The sequence below is a fragment of the Humibacillus sp. DSM 29435 genome, from assembly GCF_001758225.1.
Taxonomy (GTDB): Bacteria; Actinomycetota; Actinomycetes; order Actinomycetales; family Dermatophilaceae; genus DSM-29435.
This window is the reverse complement of the sequence record NZ_MAST01000003.1, coordinates 81245-96508: the sequence shown is the minus strand read 5'-3', so window position 1 is coordinate 96508 and position 15264 is coordinate 81245. Positions and strand designations below refer to the sequence as shown.

General features: G+C 70.3%; 16 protein-coding genes. 9 read left to right on the top strand and 7 right to left on the bottom strand.

From position 1 onward, the window contains the following. Positions 1 to 54: 54 nt before the first annotated feature. The 4 genes from BA895_RS03445 to BA895_RS03430 form a co-directional block, all read right to left on the bottom strand. Positions 55 to 834, bottom strand: coding sequence for a bifunctional 2-polyprenyl-6-hydroxyphenol methylase/3-demethylubiquinol 3-O-methyltransferase UbiG (locus BA895_RS03445; protein ID WP_070190499.1), 780 nt, complete (start codon positions 832 to 834; stop codon positions 55 to 57). A gap of 89 nt (positions 835 to 923) precedes the next feature. Beyond that, positions 924 to 1961 (bottom strand): ribosome small subunit-dependent GTPase A, encoded by a 1038-nt coding sequence (gene rsgA / locus BA895_RS03440; protein ID WP_070190498.1) that lies wholly within the window; start codon positions 1959 to 1961, stop codon positions 924 to 926. Beyond that, positions 1958 to 3337, bottom strand: coding sequence for a 3-phosphoshikimate 1-carboxyvinyltransferase (gene aroA, locus BA895_RS23840; protein ID WP_070190497.1), 1380 nt, complete (start codon positions 3335 to 3337; stop codon positions 1958 to 1960). The genes rsgA and aroA overlap by 4 nt, the downstream gene beginning before the upstream one ends. Positions 3338 to 3368: 31 nt before the next feature. Next, positions 3369 to 3884 (bottom strand): DoxX family membrane protein, encoded by a 516-nt coding sequence (locus tag BA895_RS03430; protein WP_070190496.1) that lies wholly within the window; start codon positions 3882 to 3884, stop codon positions 3369 to 3371. 125 nt (positions 3885 to 4009) lie between these two features. Here BA895_RS03430 and BA895_RS03425 point away from each other — a divergent pair, with 125 nt between their 5' ends. The 4 genes from BA895_RS03425 to rsrA are packed head-to-tail and all read left to right on the top strand — an operon-like array spanning position 4010 to position 6696. Then, positions 4010 to 4846 (top strand): SOS response-associated peptidase, encoded by an 837-nt coding sequence (locus tag BA895_RS03425; RefSeq protein ID WP_070190495.1) that lies wholly within the window; start codon positions 4010 to 4012, stop codon positions 4844 to 4846. 4 nt (positions 4847 to 4850) lie between these two features. Next, entirely contained in the window at positions 4851 to 5591 is a 741-nt protein-coding gene (locus tag BA895_RS03420; RefSeq protein WP_175442245.1) for an alpha/beta family hydrolase, read from the top strand. Between the two features lie 41 nt (positions 5592 to 5632). Beyond that, positions 5633 to 6415 carry a sigma-70 family RNA polymerase sigma factor gene (locus BA895_RS03415; protein WP_083282925.1) on the top strand — a complete coding sequence of 261 codons (783 nt, stop codon included), beginning with the start codon at positions 5633 to 5635 and terminating at the stop codon, positions 6413 to 6415. Then, complete coding sequence (gene rsrA / locus BA895_RS03410; RefSeq protein ID WP_070190493.1) at positions 6412 to 6696, top strand: mycothiol system anti-sigma-R factor; 285 nt, start codon at positions 6412 to 6414, stop codon at positions 6694 to 6696. Before BA895_RS03415 ends, rsrA begins: the two co-directional genes overlap by 4 nt. Positions 6697 to 6781: 85 nt before the next feature. Here rsrA and BA895_RS24850 read toward each other — a convergent pair whose 3' ends face one another. Continuing rightward, a complete protein-coding gene (locus BA895_RS24850) occupies positions 6782 to 6856 on the bottom strand; it encodes a 50S ribosomal protein bL37 (RefSeq protein WP_371327687.1) in 75 nt (24 codons plus the stop codon). A 447-nt stretch (positions 6857 to 7303) separates the two neighbouring features. On the opposite strand from BA895_RS24850, the gene BA895_RS03405 reads away from it, so the two are divergent. From BA895_RS03405 to BA895_RS03390, 4 genes are all read left to right on the top strand, one after another. Further along, complete coding sequence (locus BA895_RS03405) at positions 7304 to 8644, top strand: HD-GYP domain-containing protein (protein WP_070190492.1); 1341 nt, start codon at positions 7304 to 7306, stop codon at positions 8642 to 8644. Then, a complete protein-coding gene (locus BA895_RS03400; protein ID WP_083282924.1) occupies positions 8644 to 9939 on the top strand; it encodes an HD-GYP domain-containing protein in 1296 nt (431 codons plus the stop codon). The genes BA895_RS03405 and BA895_RS03400 overlap by 1 nt, the downstream gene beginning before the upstream one ends. A 178-nt stretch (positions 9940 to 10117) precedes the next feature. After that, entirely contained in the window at positions 10118 to 11332 is a 1215-nt protein-coding gene (locus BA895_RS03395) for an NADP-dependent malic enzyme (protein ID WP_070190490.1), read from the top strand. Between the two features lie 9 nt (positions 11333 to 11341). Further along, positions 11342 to 12310: a zinc-binding dehydrogenase gene (locus tag BA895_RS03390; RefSeq protein ID WP_070190489.1), complete on the top strand. Its 969-nt coding sequence runs from the start codon at positions 11342 to 11344 to the stop codon at positions 12308 to 12310. Positions 12311 to 12473: 163 nt separating this feature from the next. Here BA895_RS03390 and BA895_RS03385 read toward each other — a convergent pair whose 3' ends face one another. Together BA895_RS03385 and cofD are read right to left on the bottom strand one after the other, a co-directional pair. Then, entirely contained in the window at positions 12474 to 13559 is a 1086-nt protein-coding gene (locus BA895_RS03385; protein WP_070190488.1) for a coenzyme F420-0:L-glutamate ligase, read from the bottom strand. After that, positions 13556 to 14551 (bottom strand): 2-phospho-L-lactate transferase, encoded by a 996-nt coding sequence (cofD, locus tag BA895_RS03380; protein ID WP_070190487.1) that lies wholly within the window; start codon positions 14549 to 14551, stop codon positions 13556 to 13558. The genes BA895_RS03385 and cofD overlap by 4 nt, the downstream gene beginning before the upstream one ends. Before the next feature lie 426 nt (positions 14552 to 14977). On the opposite strand from cofD, the gene BA895_RS03375 reads away from it, so the two are divergent. Further along, positions 14978 to 15241 carry a WhiB family transcriptional regulator gene (locus tag BA895_RS03375; RefSeq protein WP_070190486.1) on the top strand — a complete coding sequence of 88 codons (264 nt, stop codon included), beginning with the start codon at positions 14978 to 14980 and terminating at the stop codon, positions 15239 to 15241. Positions 15242 to 15264: the final 23 nt, after the last annotated feature.

Below are 15264 nucleotides of genomic sequence, written 5' to 3'. Positions count from 1 at the left end.
CAACACCCAGCCAGCCGAGCGGGGCCTTGCATCCACCCGTGCTGACGACTCTGTTCAGCGGCTGGCTCGCATCGTGGCCATGATGCGAGGATGGCCGTCGATCTCGGTCGTGCTGACGACGGCGACGTCGTCGAGGCCGACGATGCGACCCAGCTGGCGCAGGCCCTCGGCCGGGAAGCCCCAGTAGAGGAAGCTGTCGCGGGGGTAGACCTCCCCCGGCGCGTGCACGTCAATCGCTCGGATGTCACCGGGCAGGTGCGAGCCGTATGTCTCGAGCACGATCTCGCCCGTCGGGCTGAGAACGTCGGCGAGGGCCTGAAGCAACGCGATGGGGTTGGTGACCCGGTGCAGGATGCCGAAACAGAGCACCTCGTCGAAGCGTTCATCAAGGGCGCGCACGTCGAGCGCGTCCATCTGTCGGTACTCGACCGTCGACCCCAGCAGGTCGGCGACCGCTCGAAAGCCGGCGCCGCCCGGCAACGTCACGTCGAACCGCTCACGCACCCAGCTGACGTACTGCTCGTTGTCGACGGCCACCACGCGGCGCGCTCCGAGGCTCTCGGCCAGGAAGCTGTAGAAACCGTCGAACGTTCCGATGTCGAGCACGCTGCGCCCTACGAAGCGGTCTGCGTGGAGGAGGGGGAGACGGTAAACGTGATCGCGCGCAATCCCCGGCGTGTAGACGCCGGGCGATAGGGCAAAGGTGTGGAACCAGAGTGGAACCGAGTCACGGGCCCGCTCGGCGCGCCCCCGTTCCGCTTGGATGGGCATGAGGTCCGCAACCTCGCGCTCCGCGGCAGAGGTCTCGGGGATCAGCTCGAACGTCTCGGACATAAGCCCATCATCGCCCGACAAGGCGCTGCTGTTCGACCTTTGCCGGGAGCGCTGTCACCCCGCCGACGGATTTGAGCCCCAGCCGACGGCTAATGGTCCTCTGCGGGGTTGCGGGTGCGCAGCAGTCGCCGAAGCGACTCAAGGCGCGAGACGCCCGCGGGGCCGGCATGCCCTCCCTCGACCCAGGCGTCGAGGCCGCACTCCGGCTCGTCATGGGTGCAGCCCCGAGGGCAGTCGCCGGTGCCCGCGGCCAGGTCGGGGAAGTGGTCGATGATGTGGTCGACGTCGATGTGGGCGAGCCCGAACGACCGGATGCCGGGGGTGTCGATGACCCAGCCGTCGGGGTCGTCGGGCAACCTCAGGGCCACCGCGTTCGTCGAGGTGTGCCGACCCCGGCCGGTGGTGTCGTTGACGACTCCGGTCGCGCGAAACGCTCCCGGCACCAGAGCGTTGACCAGGGTGCTCTTGCCGACCCCGGAGTGCCCGACGAACACCGAGACCCGACCCGTGAGCCTCTCTCGCAGGGCATCCACGCCTACCACCTCGCCGCCCGCGCTCGAGGTGACGACGTGCGCGACCTCGAGCGGCGTGTAGTGCGCGAGGAAGTCGGCCGGGTCGACCAGGTCGGCCTTGGTGAGGGCAAGCAGCGGGTCGAGGTCGGCGTCGTAGGCGGCGACGAGACAGCGGTCGACCATCCTGGGTCGGGGCTCGGGATCAGCGAGAGCGGTCACGATGACGAGCTGGTCGGCGTTGGCGACGATGATGCGCTCGTAGGGGTCGGTGTCGTCGGCCGTGCGGCGCAGCACCGAACGGCGATCCTCGATGCGCACGATCCGGGCCAACGCGTCCGGCCCCCCTGCGAGGTCACCCACGAGGGCGACGTCGTCGCCGACGACCACCCGGGTGCGCCCGATGTCACGGGCTTTCATCGCCGTGACGACCCGCTCCGGCTCCTTCTTGCCGAGGGCGCCCTTCGGGATGAGACAGGTGTAGCGACCTCGGTCGACCCCGATGACCATTGACACCACGGCGTCGGCGTGGGCGGGTCGCTCCTTGGTTCGGGGCCGAGACCCTTTGCGGCTGGGGCGAACTCGCACATCACTCTCGTCGAGCTCGCGCCGGCTCATCGCGACGGGGCGTCGTCGGCCACGCGCGACGCGCTGGCGAGCATGCCGTTCCATAGGCCGGTGAAGTCGGGCAGCGTCTTGGCCGTGGTGTCGATGTTCTCGACCCTGAGGCCGGGTACGCGCAGACCGAGAATGGCACCGGCGGTGGCCATTCGGTGGTCGTGGTAGCTGCGGAAGCGGCCACCGCCCAGCGCGCGCAGAGGGGCGGGAGTCAGGCGCAGGCCGTCCTCGGTCTCCTGCACCACCCCGCCCAGGGCCGTCAGCTCGCGGGTGAGGGCGGCCAGACGGTCGGTCTCGTGCCCGCGGATGTGGGCCACCCCGCGGATCCACGACGTGGTCGAGGCCAGGGCCGCGAGAGCGGCCACCGTGGGCGTCAGCTCGGCCGCGTCGTGCAGGTCGATGTCGATGCCGACCAGCTCCCCGGTGCCGCTGACCGTGAGGCCCGCCCGGTCGAGCCGCACGTCGGCCCCCATGGCGTCGAGGATCTCGCGCATGAGATCGCCGGCCTGGGTGGTGTACTGCGGCCAGCCCGGCACGCGCACCGTGCCTCCAGCGACCAGGGCAGCGGCCACGAAGGGGCCGGCGTTGCTCAGGTCGGGCTCGACCGACACATCGAGCCCGTTGATCTCCGACGGCTCGACCCGCCACGTGTTCGGCTCGGAGTCGTCGACGATGGCGCCGGCGTCGCGCAGGGTCTCGACCGTCATCAGGATGTGCGGCTCGCTGGGTACCGGCTTGCCGTCGTGGTGCACCGTCACGCCGTTGTCGTAGCGGGCCCCGGCGAGCAGTAGTGACGAGATGAACTGGGAGGAGGCCGACGCGTCCATCGTGACGGAGCCGCCCGGCATCCGCCCTGTGCCTGCCACCACGATCGGAAGACCGCCCGAGCCGTCGTCGGTGATCTCGGCGCCGAGCGTGCGCAGGGCGTCGACGACCGGAGCCATGGGTCGGCGGCGCGCCTGTGGGTCGCCGTCGAGCCGCACCCGGCCATCGGCCAGCGCTGCGACGGCCGGCAGGAACCGCATCACCGTTCCGGCCAGGCCACAGTCGATGTCGACCCCACCGGTCAGGGTTTGCGGTGGCGTGATCACCCAGTCGGTCACGCTGGCCGCGGAGTCTCCCTCTGCCGCAACGTCATCGATGCGTACGCCCAGCGACCTCAACGCCGCTGCCATGAGCAGAGTGTCACGGGAACGGAGCGGCGCCCTCAGCCGAGATCGCTCACTCGCGAGCGACGCCAGCACGAGGTAGCGGTTGGTCAGCGACTTGCTGCCGGGCAGCAGCACCGTCGCATCGAGGGGCCCGTCGGCGGTGGGAGCGGCCCAGTCGTCACTGGTGCCGTCGGGGGTCTCGTCGCGGCTGTCCTGAGGGACCACGGCCCTCCTGGGATGGTGTGCGGAAGCCAACTCAGCTCACGACGTCCTGCGCTCGATGGGCCAGCAGGCGAGCCTCTCTGGAGGCCGCCTTCTTAGCGTGGCGAGCCTCACGGCGGGTGGTCTTGCCGGCGTTCTGGGCCCGCCAGGCGAGGCCGGGCTTGCCGGCCGTGTCGACGCTGGCCAGCAACAGCCCCCCGAGCAGGCCGACGTTCTTGAGGAACAGGCTCTTGCTCTGGGCCTTCTTGGCCGGGTCGCTCTCCTCCCAGAAGGCGTGCTCGATCGCCGTGGTCGGCACGATCGAGGCGGCCAGGATGGTCGAGGCGAGACGCGGCAGCCGCCCGGTGGCGAGCAGCAGCCCACCGCCCAACAGCGCCGCCCCGTTGACGCGCACCACGAGGTCAGGGTCGTTCGGCACCGAGTCACCGGGCACCTTCTGGAGCAGGTGGGCAGCCTGGTCGGTGCGGGCACCGGGGTGGCGCAGGGCGTCGATGCCTCCCGCGATGAACACCGAGGCCAGGAGCGGGCGGGCCAGACGACGAACGATCATTGAGACTTCCTCCTCGGGCGCGGGCCCCCTCGGGCGCGGCCATCGTGTTCCGTGGGCACCTACGGTAGCGACATACCCGCCCAGCAACGTTCCCGGCCGTCAGTCGGCCGCTTAGGCTGGCCCCCATGTGTGGGAGGTACGCCGCGAGCGCTCGCCCCGATGAGCTCATCGGGGCGTTCGACGTCGACGACGACCGCACCGACGAGGCGACGCGCTCGGTGCTGAAGAACCCGCAGAGCCCACCGCCCGGCGAGCCCGACTGGAACATGGCCCCGTCCAAGCAGGCCCCCGTGGTGCTCACCCGCTCCTCCCGGGGGGCGGAGGCGGAGGCGGAAACGCGCCGTCAGCTACGCCTTCTGACCTGGGGCCTCGTGCCGTCGTGGTCCAAGGACCTCAAGATGGGTCTGCGGATGACGAACGCCCGGGCCGAGTCGGTGCTGGGCAAAGGGGCGTTCGCTCAGGCGGCGCGATCCCGGCGGTGTCTCGTGCCGGCGCAGGGGTGGTACGAGTGGCAGGTCTCGCCGACGGCCCTCGACGCCAAGGGCAAGCCGCGCAAGCAGCCCTTCTTCATCCACCGTGCTGACGGCGACGCGGTGGCGTTCGCCGGGCTCTACGAGTTCTGGCGCGACCAGGAGGTCGACCGCGACGACCCCAACGCCTGGCTGACCACCTTCACCATCATCACCACGGCCGCTGACCCGGGGATGGACCGTATCCACGACCGTCAGCCGCTGGTGCTCGAACGCGAGCAGTGGGAGCCCTGGCTCGACCCCGACGAGGTGGACCCCGAGGCGGTTCGCCCCTTTCTCGAGTTCGCGCGGCCGGGACGGTTCGAGGCACACCCCGTCGGCCGCGGCGTGGGCGCGACGCGCAACAACGGCCCGGGCCTGCTCGACCCGCCCCCGCCCAGCGAGCTGGTGGGGGTCATCGACCCGATGACCGGTGAGGTCATCGGCGAATGACGCCGTGACGCCGGCCCTGCGCGCGAGCCGGGCGGCTGTCTCCGTGCGGGAGATCGCGACCCCTGAGGGCCCCGGTCGTGCCCACGTCTCGCGCCCCCCGCGCGCCCACGGCACGGTGGTTCTCTCTCACGGGGCGGGTGGCTCGCTCGGCGCCTCATGGCCGCTCGACCTCACTGTCGCCCGCGACGTTCTCGTGGCCGCCGGCTGGGCTTTCGTGCTCGTCGAGCAGCCGTGGATGGTCGCCGGCCGGAGGATCGCCGGGCGTCCCGCCTCGCTCGACGCCGCCTGGGTGCCGATGCTGGACGCCCTCACCAGGGGCCGCGGCAGGCTGCCGCGCCCCCTGGTCGTCGGTGGGCGCAGTGCGGGGGCCCGCGTCGCCTGTCGCACGGCAAAGTCCACCGGGGCGGATGCCGCTCTGCTGCTGAGCTTTCCGCTGCATCCGCCGGGTCGGCCCGAGAAGAGCAGGGCCGATGAGCTCGCACTCGCACCCGACCCGACCTGGGTGGTGCAGGGCGCTCGAGACCCGTTCGGCACGCCGGACGAGGTCAGGCCGCACCTGCCGGCGGGTGCCACTCTGCTCGAGGTGCCAGGCGCCCACAGCTTCCCGGCCGGCTCCCGCACGGTCCTGCTCGAGACCCTCACGGCCGTCGAGAGGTCACTGTCGGGAATGCTGCTCGGTGGGGCGCCGTTGCACCCATCATGGTCATCTCACCTCCACGCCCCCCGACCGGGGCCGCCCCAATGACGCGACGGCAGCCCAGCGGTCGCGGGCTAGGCTGGGAGGCGATGACCACCAAGGACAAGAATCTCGACCCCACGTCGGCCACGGCTGTTCTCGACTCCGCCACCCAGGGGGCCGTCGGTGCGCAGTCTGGTGTTCGCGTCGTCGACGAGGCGGAGGACCTCGCGCTCGCAGATGCCCGTGCCGACGTCGCCTCCGAGACCGCCGATGAGCGCCGCGGCCGCTTCGAGCGGGAGGCGATGCCGCTGCTCGACCAGCTCTACAGCGCGGCCCTGCGAACGACGCGAAACCCCAGTGACGCTGAAGACCTCGTGCAGGAGACGTTCGCGAAGGCGTACGCCGCCTTCCACCAGTACCGCCCCGGCACCAACCTCAAGGCGTGGCTGTACCGCATCCTCACCAACACCTACATCAACAGCTACCGCAAGAAGCAGCGGCAGCCCCTGGAGAGCGACACCGCGCAGGTGGAGGACTACCAGCTCGCTCGGGCCGAGTCGCACACCTCGTCCGGTCTTCGGTCGGCTGAGGCTGAGGCGCTCGACCACCTGCCCGACAGTGATGTGAAGCGTGCGCTCCAGTCGATCCCCGAGGAGTTCCGGTTGGCGGTGTACTTCGCCGACGTCGAGGGCTACGCCTACAAGGAGATCGCTGAGATCATGGACACCCCGATCGGCACGGTCATGAGCCGGCTCCACCGCGGTCGCCGCCAGCTTCGCGAGCTGCTCGCCGAGTATGCCGGTGAGCGTGGTTTCGCCACCGCGACCGCCAAGGGCGGAGCGGGCAAGACCGCGGTGGCCCGCGCCAGCCAGGAAGGAAGCCCGTCATGAGCGACCACGCTCTCAGCCCCAGCGCGGAGTGCTCCGAGGCGTTGCTGCGGGTCTACGAGTTCCTCGACGGCGAGCTCGGGCCTGATGACGTCGCCAAGATCCAGGCGCACCTCGACGAGTGCGGTCCCTGTCTCAAGGAGTACGACCTCGACACCACACTCAAGGCCCTGATCAAGCGCTCGTGCGGGTGCGAGAGTGCCCCCGACGCCCTGCGCATGACGATCATGAGCCGGATCTCGATGACGGTCGTCAGCGTGGATCGCATCGATCGCCGGTTCTGAGGCGCCGCTCCCCAGCACGCCGCCGCCCACGAACGTCATGAGGCCCGCCCCCCGTTGGAGGGGCGGGCCTCATCGCGTCTGCGGCTCAGGCGTTGGGCTTGTGGCCGTGGTTGGCGGCCTTGCCCTTGCGGGAGCGACGCTTGCGGGCGCGCTTGCTCATGGTCGGCTCTTTCGTCGGGAAAAGGCCTTGACCGACACTTCGACGGCAAGGCACGAGACGCCAGTGTGTCACAATCGGTATGGCGGTCCCAAACGGTCAGTCGCCCGGTCGACGTTTCGCCCGCGCGACGCCGATTTGGGGATGACTGCTCTTCAAGATTCCCCGAGGTTTGACACGTCGGGCAGGAAGGTTATGGTTACCCTCCCCCCCATGTTCGTTATGGGCGTTTAGCGAAGTATGTCCCCTTGCATGCCGTTCGAAGGAGTCCCCAATGTTCTCAGCCATCCTCTCGTCCCTCGCGATGACCCCGCACGCGGTCGTTCAGGTACTCACCGTGATCGCCAACACCTGGACCTGGGGCGGCTGAGCTTCGTCCACCTGACGTTGGCAGGGCGTCACTCTTGCTTTCACCCCTATCCGGGACGCATTCTCGCCTGGTGAGCGACAGTGTCTGAACCAGCGGTGTTGGCGGCCCTGCCGGCCGATGAGGAGGGCACCCAGAAGGCCATCTCCATTCCGCGTGCTGGTATGGCTTACATCGCGCTGGTGGTGCTCTTTTCCGCGGTTCTCGGGGGCTTCTCGTTCACTCGCGGCCGGCCGCCCGAACTGGGGTCCCTGCTCATCCTCTGCGCCTTGGGGATCCTCAGCTTCAACCTCAGAGAGCCTAACGTCGGGTCACGGGTCGAGTTCTCGTTCCTGAGCATCATCCTGCTGGCGTCGGCGTCGATTCTCGGGCCGGGCGGCGCGTGGGTGGTCGGGTTGGTCTCGGTATCGGTTGTCCGAAAACGAATTCCTTGGTCTCGCTGGGTCTTCAACATCTCTATGACCTCGATCATCGGGGCCGCTGGCGCCTGGGCTTACGTGTACGCAGGCGGGTTGGCGAAAATCCCCGTTCTGGTTGGCCCCGCCGGCTTGGTCGTGCAGGTGGGGATTCCCATCATGGTGGCCGACGTCGTGCAGTGCCTGGTCAACGCGGTGCTCCTCTCGGGCGTGATGCACTTCTACGGCGGGGCACCGTTCGGGGGGCTCGTAAGGCGGATCCTGACGACGTCGGGCGTGGCCTACATCGGCTACGGCGTGATCGGCTTCCTGTTCGTCATCCTCTGGTTCCCCGCCAAGCTGAGCGCGTTCAGCGCGCTGCTGGTGATCGTGCCCCTGCTCGCCGCCCGGTGGGCGTTCATCCAGTACGGCGAAGAGCTACGTTCTCACGAGCGCACGATCGAGACCCTCGTGACCGCCTTGGCGCGCAAGGACCCTGGGGCCGCTGCCCGCAGCCGCAGCTCGGCCCGGATCGCCGAGTGGATCGCCGAGGAGCTCGCGCTGGCGCCGTCGCAGATCGGCACCGTGCGCTACGCCGCGATCCTGCACGAGGTCGGCCGCCTCGGCGTACCGACGCGGCTGTTGCGCCGTCCTGCCGAGTCGCTCACTGACAGCGAGCGGCACGTGCTCGACCAGCACTGCGCTATCGGGGCCCGGATGATCGAGGGCATCGACTTCCTCGAGGACGCCCGTTCCGGCATCCAGCACCAGAACGAGCACTACGACGGCAGCGGAAGACCCGACGGGCTGGCCGGCCCCGACATTCCGGTGGCCGCTCGGGTCGTGGCCGTGGCCGGCCGGTTCGTCGAGCTGACCGAGGAACGCGGCGGTCACGCCACCCTCGGTTCGGTCGAGGCCTTCCAGCTGCTCCGCGAGGAGGTCGGCCGCTACGACCCCGCCGTGCTCGATGCGGCCCGGGTGGTGCTCGACCGCCATGGCTGGGTCGCCCTGGCCACGGTCGCCGACTGATGGCGACGCAGCGGGGTGGGCAGGGGCCCACCATGGTGCTGGGCGGTGCCAGCCTGGTCGCGGCCGACGTGGCCGCCGTGAGTGCGACCGGCCCGGCGGTGTGGTCGAGCTGGGCGGTCCTCGGGGTGTTGGCGGCCTTCGCCGTCGTCATCGTGCTCGGTGAGGTCTTCGCGCTGTCGGCTCCGGGACTGCGCGGCTCAGCCCCCATCTCGATGGCTGCGGCCTTCGGTCTGTGCTTCGTCGTCGACCTGCCCGAGACGCAGCGACTGCCCTACGGCGCCCTGGTCATCATCGCCGTCTCGGGCACGGCGATGGCCATCGGGCTGGCGCTGCGCCGGGCGAGCGGGCGCCCCGCGAGCGCCGTTGAGTCGACCGGACGGTTCGTGGCTGTCGTCGTGGCCGCGCTGCTCTACCGCACGCTGTACCTCCGACAGGAGGGGCAGTCGCCGGCCCCCGATGACGGCCTGCCTCCGTGGCAGCTCGCCGTGCTGCTGCTCGGCATCGCCGTCGTGGCCCTGCTGGCCGACCTGCTGTTCACGGCGACCGTGCACACGGCTCCGGCCATGCACAACCTGCGTCGGCTCGTGGTCGACGAGGTGCGCTCGTCGGCGGCGCTCTCGACGGCGGTCGCCGTCACCGGTGTGCTGATCGCACTCGCCTCCGAGCCACTCGGGATAGCCTCGCTACCGTTCTTCCTCGCGCCTCTGGTGCTGACGCAGTTCGCTTTCCGCCGATATCTCGCGATCCGTGCGACCTACCTGCAGAGCATCCGAACGCTCTCACGCCTGACGGATGTTGCCGGCTACACCCCTTCGGGCCACTCGGAGCGCGTGGCGGCGTTGTCGGTGTCGGTGGGTCGCGAGCTCGGCCTCTCCGAGCGTGCCCTGCTCGACCTCGAGTACGCGGCCCTGCTGCACGACATCGGCCAGGTGGCGCTCGTCGACCCCATCCCCGGGGGAGCGACCGTGCTCGCCGCTCCGGCCGACCAGCGGCGCATCGAGGCCGACACCGTTGCGATCGTTCGCGAGACCGGGGTGCTCGATGATGTGGCCACCATCTTGGAACACCAGACCACCCCGTACCGTCAGGTGCGCGAGCTCGGCGAGCAGATCCCGCTGACGAGCCGCATCGTCAAGGTCGTCAACGCCTACGAGGATCTCACCGCAGGGGCGCGCAGTCGACGGGCGCGCGAGCAGGCGCTCGAGCGCATCTATCTCGGCCTGGGCTACGAGTACGACCCGCGGGTCGTCGACGCGCTGCAACGGGCGTTGGCCGAGACTCGACCGGTCGGCTGAGACGCCGCTCACACGCGTCACCGGTGAGACGGCATCCGCTGTCACACTGGCGGCGCGGGCCACCTCCCGCCACGCGAGATGTTCCAGCTCGGACGGCCAGACCAGGCCAGCAACCAGCACTGACCACCCCGGTGCAGGCCTTGGCCCCCTTTTCTCCCGTCGTGAACGAGGTGTTCTCATGAGTGCCCTACCTGTCCGTCGTGGCTTCAACCCTGCCGACCCGGTGTTCCGGGCCCACGAAGGCGGCAAGCTGACCGTGCAGGCGAGCGCACCGCTACGCGACGCCGCCGACCTGTCGCTGCTCTACACCCCCGGTGTCGCGCAGGTGTGTCTCGCCATCGCGTCCGACCCGTCGCTGGCCGACCGCTACACGACCCGTCAGAACACGGTCGCCGTGGTCAGTGACGGCACCGCGGTGCTCGGGCTCGGTGCCATCGGGCCGCTCGCCGCGCTGCCCGTGATGGAGGGAAAGGCCGTGCTGTTCAAGCACTTCGCCGATGTCGACGCCGTGCCGGTGTGCATGCAGACCGGCACGGTGGAACAGATCGTCGAAGCGGTGGCGCGTATCGCGCCGACCTACGGCGGCATCAACCTCGAGGACATCTCTGCCCCGCGGTGCTTCGAGATCGAGCGACGCCTCAAAGAGCTCCTCGACATCCCGGTGTTCCACGACGACCAGCACGGAACCGCGATCGTGGCACTCGCGGCGCTACGCAACGCAGCCCTTGTGGTCGAGAAGCGGCTGAACGACCTCACGGTGGTCGTCTCGGGGGCGGGCGCCGCCGGAGTGGCCGTGGCCAAGATCCTCCTGACCGCGGGGATAGGCGAGGTCATCGTGGTCGACTCCACCGGCGTCATCGAAGGGTCGCGCGCAGGTCTGGCCCCCCACAAGCGGGAGATCGCGCAGATCACGAACCCGCGGCGGGTGACCGGCGGTATCGGTGCCGCGCTGCGGGGCGCCGACGTGCTGATCGGGGTGTCCGGCGGCACCATCGCCGAACGCGACCTGCTGGCGATGGCGCCACGGGCCATCATCTTCGCGCTGGCCAACCCCGACCCCGAGGTGCACCCCAGTGTTGCGGCGCGCTTCGCCGAGGTGGTCGCCACGGGGAGGTCAGACTTCCCGAACCAGATCAACAACGTGCTGGCGTTCCCGGGGATCTTCCGCGGCGCCCTGGACTCGGGGGCCCGGTCGATCACCGAGTCGATGAAGCTCGCAGCCGCAGAAGCCATCGCCTCCCTCGTGGAGGCGCCTACGGCATCCCACATCGTTCCGAGCGTCTTCGACCGTCGCGTCGCACCGGCCGTGGCGATGGCGGTGGCGGCCCGCGTCGGTGTCGCGGGGCAGGCCCGAGCGCTCGGGGAGGCCCAGGACCCAGGACGGTCGGCATAGGCTGAGCGGATGCTCGCTGCCTACGCCGCCACCCAGTCGCCCACCGACCCCCTATCGGGTCTCGTCGTCGGCGACCGCCCCGACCCGCAGCCCCGCGACGGCTGGACCGTCGTCAGCCTCCGGGCGGCCGCGCTCAACCACCACGACGTCTGGTCGCTGCGTGGCGCCGGGCTGCCGGCCGACCGGCTGCCGATGATTCTCGGCTGCGACGGCGCCGGGGTCGACGCCGACGGCAACGAGGTCATCGTGCACGCCGTCGTCGCCTCCGATGGCTGGCGGGGTGACGAGACCTTCGACCCCCGCCGGTCGCTGCTGTCGGAGGTGCATGACGGCACCCTCGCCGAGAAGGTTGCCGTGCCCAGCCACAACCTCGTGGCGAAGCCTGCCGGTCTGTCGTGGGAGAGCGCAGCGTGCCTGTCGACCTCGTGGCTCACGGCCTACCGGATGCTGTTCACGAACTCGGGTGCGCAGCCCGGCGACACGGTGCTCGTGCAGGGCGCAGGGGGAGGGGTGGCCACCGCGCTGGTGCAGCTGGGCTCGGCGGCCGGCTACCGGATGTGGGTCACCTCGCGCGACGAGGCGCGGGGGGCGCTGGCCGTGCAGATCGGGGCCGACCGGGCGTTCGCATCGGGCGAACGGCTGCCCGAACGCGTCGATGCCGTCATGGAGACGGTCGGAGCGGCCACCTGGTCGCACTCGGTGAACTCGCTGCGGCCCGGCGGCACTCTCGTCATCTCGGGCTCCACCTCAGGCGACGGCCCGAAGGCTGAGCTGACGAAGATCTTCTTCAAGCCGCTTCGGGTGATCGGCTCGACGATGGGTACGCGCGACGAGCTCTCGCGACTGACCAAGTTCCTGGTGCAGGCGAAGATCGAGCCCGTGATCGACTCGGTCATGCCGCTCGCCGACGCACGTGACGGCTTCGCGAAGATGATCGAGGGCGAGGTCTTCGGCAAAGTCGTCTTCACCATGAGCTGACGCTCCAGCGCCGACCCCTGCTGCGCGTCGCGCCGCGCGTCGCGCAGGTGGTGTTGTGAATCCAGCACTTTTGGCGCGTCGCGCCGCGCGTCGCGCAGGTGGTGTCGTGAATCCAGCACTTTTGGCGCGTCGCGCCGCGCGTCGCGCAAGAAGTGTGGCGCGGTCAGGGGGTCGAGCGTGCGGCGATCGCCACGACCAGGGAGGCGCCGTCGGCGCTCGGTGACCCGGCTGACCCCTCGAGCCATTCGCTCCACAGTGCAACGTGGAGCCGAGCCGACAGCCACCCGAGCTCGAAGGGTGTTTCGGCGCCCAGGGTCACCGAGAGCTGTCCGATGTCGGCCGTGCCCGAGTCCAGTCCGTGCAGTGCCAGCCGAACCGCCCGCCCGACCGCCTCGAGCTGGTCCTGGCCCGGTTCACTCGGGGGGATGCCGACCGCCACCGACTCCTCGCTGCCGGGCACGACACCCAGAGCCGCCCTGACCGCCTCGACGCGTCCGTGGCCGAACCAGTCGTGCGGACCGGTGCGCACCAGGTCGCGCCCCCGTGGGTGGCTTCGCGGGTCGCCGTCGACGAGCAGCGTGGCGAGGCCACGCACGACCGCGACGGGAACCGCGCCGGTCTTGCCCTTGGCCAGGTCGGCAGCGGCGGCGATCTCGTCGGCGACCGCCCGCGTCGTCACGCTGAGCTCACGGCCATCGGCATCGACGGCGCCCCTCAGGTCGTCGACGACGTGCAGCCCGTGGGCCCCGAGCGCGAAGTCGGAGTGGCCCAGCCGCCACGGCCGCGCCGAGGTGTCGCTGAGCACGACCCCGAGCCGCACCCGGTACCGGTTCGTGAGGCCGTCGTGCAACCGCTCGCACACGCCGTCAGGGTCATGGGGCAGCAGCAGCCAGCCACCCCGGTCACCGGTGTTGGAGCCGTCGACCCCGGCCGCCGCCATGATGGGCCCCGCCTTGGAGCGAACCACCCGGGTGACCCGCCCCGGCAGCGACCGCTCGGCCACGACGTACTCGGTCTCGCCCGCCACGACGCGATCCTTGTCGGGGTCGTCGGTGACCAGGCCCAGCGCCTTGCTCGCGATCTTGCTCGAGACGACGACGACGTCACCGTCTCTCAGCTGCACCCCGCTCGCCGACAGCCCGAGCCCGATCAGCGTGGTGAGGTCATCGCCCTCGTGAACCTCGGGGATGCCGCCCAGCGGGGTGATCGTGACCGTGCCGGCAGGCTCACCGGCGGGGAACGCACTCACGCCGTGGTCCGCCCCGGCCCGAGGCGGGTGGCGCGAGCCAGGGCGGCCCCGGCGAGGTCGGCGGCCGCGTCGAGCGAGCCCATGAGCAGTGGCCGGTGCTCGACGTGCAGCCCGGGACGCGACTGCATGGGGTCATCGGGGGAGACCAGCCAGGCGTCGAGGAAGTCGGCGTAGAGCCCGGCGACGGCCTCACTCGTGGCCGCCACCCCGATGGCCTGGAGGCACACGTCGGCGTGACCGCGCACGGGGCGACCATCGATGAGCGGAGACACCCCGACGACGGGGGCACGGGTGCCACGCAAGGCGTCGCGGACACCCGGCACCCCGAGGATGATCCCGATCGAGACGACGGGGTTGCTCGGTGGGAGCAGCACGACATCAGCCTCGCGGATCGCCTCGAGCACTCCGGGGCCGGCCGTGGCCCGGTCGAGCCCGGCCACGACGAAACGCTTCGCGGGCACGGCTGCCCGATGGCGAACCCACCACTCCTGGAAGTGGATCGCCCGCTGGTCGCCGCCGTCGTCGATCACCACGTGCGTCTCGACGGGGGTGTCGGTCATCGGCAGGAGGGTGACCCCCTGCTGCCCGAGCCCCCACCGTTCGCTCAGGCGAGCGACCACCTGGCTGAGCGGCACACCCTGGGCCAGCAGCTGTGACCGGTAGACGTGGGTGGCGAAGTCCTTGTCGCCCAGGGTGAACCACTGGGGTTCGGCGCCGAGCGCGGCGAGCTCGTCGGACAGGGAGTGGGTCTCATCGGCCCGCCCCCAACCCTGCTCCTCGTGAACACCCCCGCCGAGGGTGTAGAGCAGGGTGTCGATGTCGGGACAGACGCGCAGCCCGAACAGGGTGATGTCATCACCGGTGTTGCCGATGACGGTCAGGGACACCGGCTCGTCGGAGGAGCCCGGTGTTGGGTGCTGGGCGAGGTGTCGGCGCAGGCCACGGAGGAACCGGGCGCCGCCCACGCCACCCGCGAGAGCGGTGATGCGCATGAGGACGATCCTCTCAGCACTCGAACCGCCCCGGCCAACCAGGGTTGACCGACAGCCCGCCCCAGCCGACCCAAGCCCGCCTGCCGCCCCCGCCCACCAGCGGGAACCGTGCGGCGCCGGCCGAGAGCCTGCGGCGAACCGGATCGGACTCGGATCGGACTCGGCCCGAACTCGGCCCGCACTCGGCCCGAAGTCGTCATGCGGTCTTCGTGCGCTCGTCTTCCAGCTGGTCCGTGCTCCGCCGGAAGGGCCTTATCAGTTGGGTCGAATCGCAAGCAAATATCATGCAGGGCTTGACGTGAGGCGTATGACACGCTTGTAATTCCATTGTTGTGTTCTTCGCAGTGGGTCCATCCGGGGTCAGGGCGGCGTCGGACACAGCGAGTGCTGACACACAGGTGTGGACGTCAGGGTCGAGGAGGGGTCATGCACGAACTGGTGGCGTTGGTGGATCAGATCGACGAAGAGGGAGAGGTGTCGTGGCAGGAGCGTTCGCTCTGCGCGCAGACCGATCCTGAGGCGTTCTTCCCCGAGAAGGGGGGATCGACCCGGGAGGCCAAGAAGGTGTGCGTCGGCTGCGACGTGCGTTCCGAGTGCCTGGAGTATGCCCTGGCGCACGACGAGCGCTTCGGCATCTGGGGCGGCCTGTCCGAACGCGAGAGGCGCAAGCTGAAGAAGCGCGCGGTCTGAGCGTGCCCGACGAGCCCCGGCGC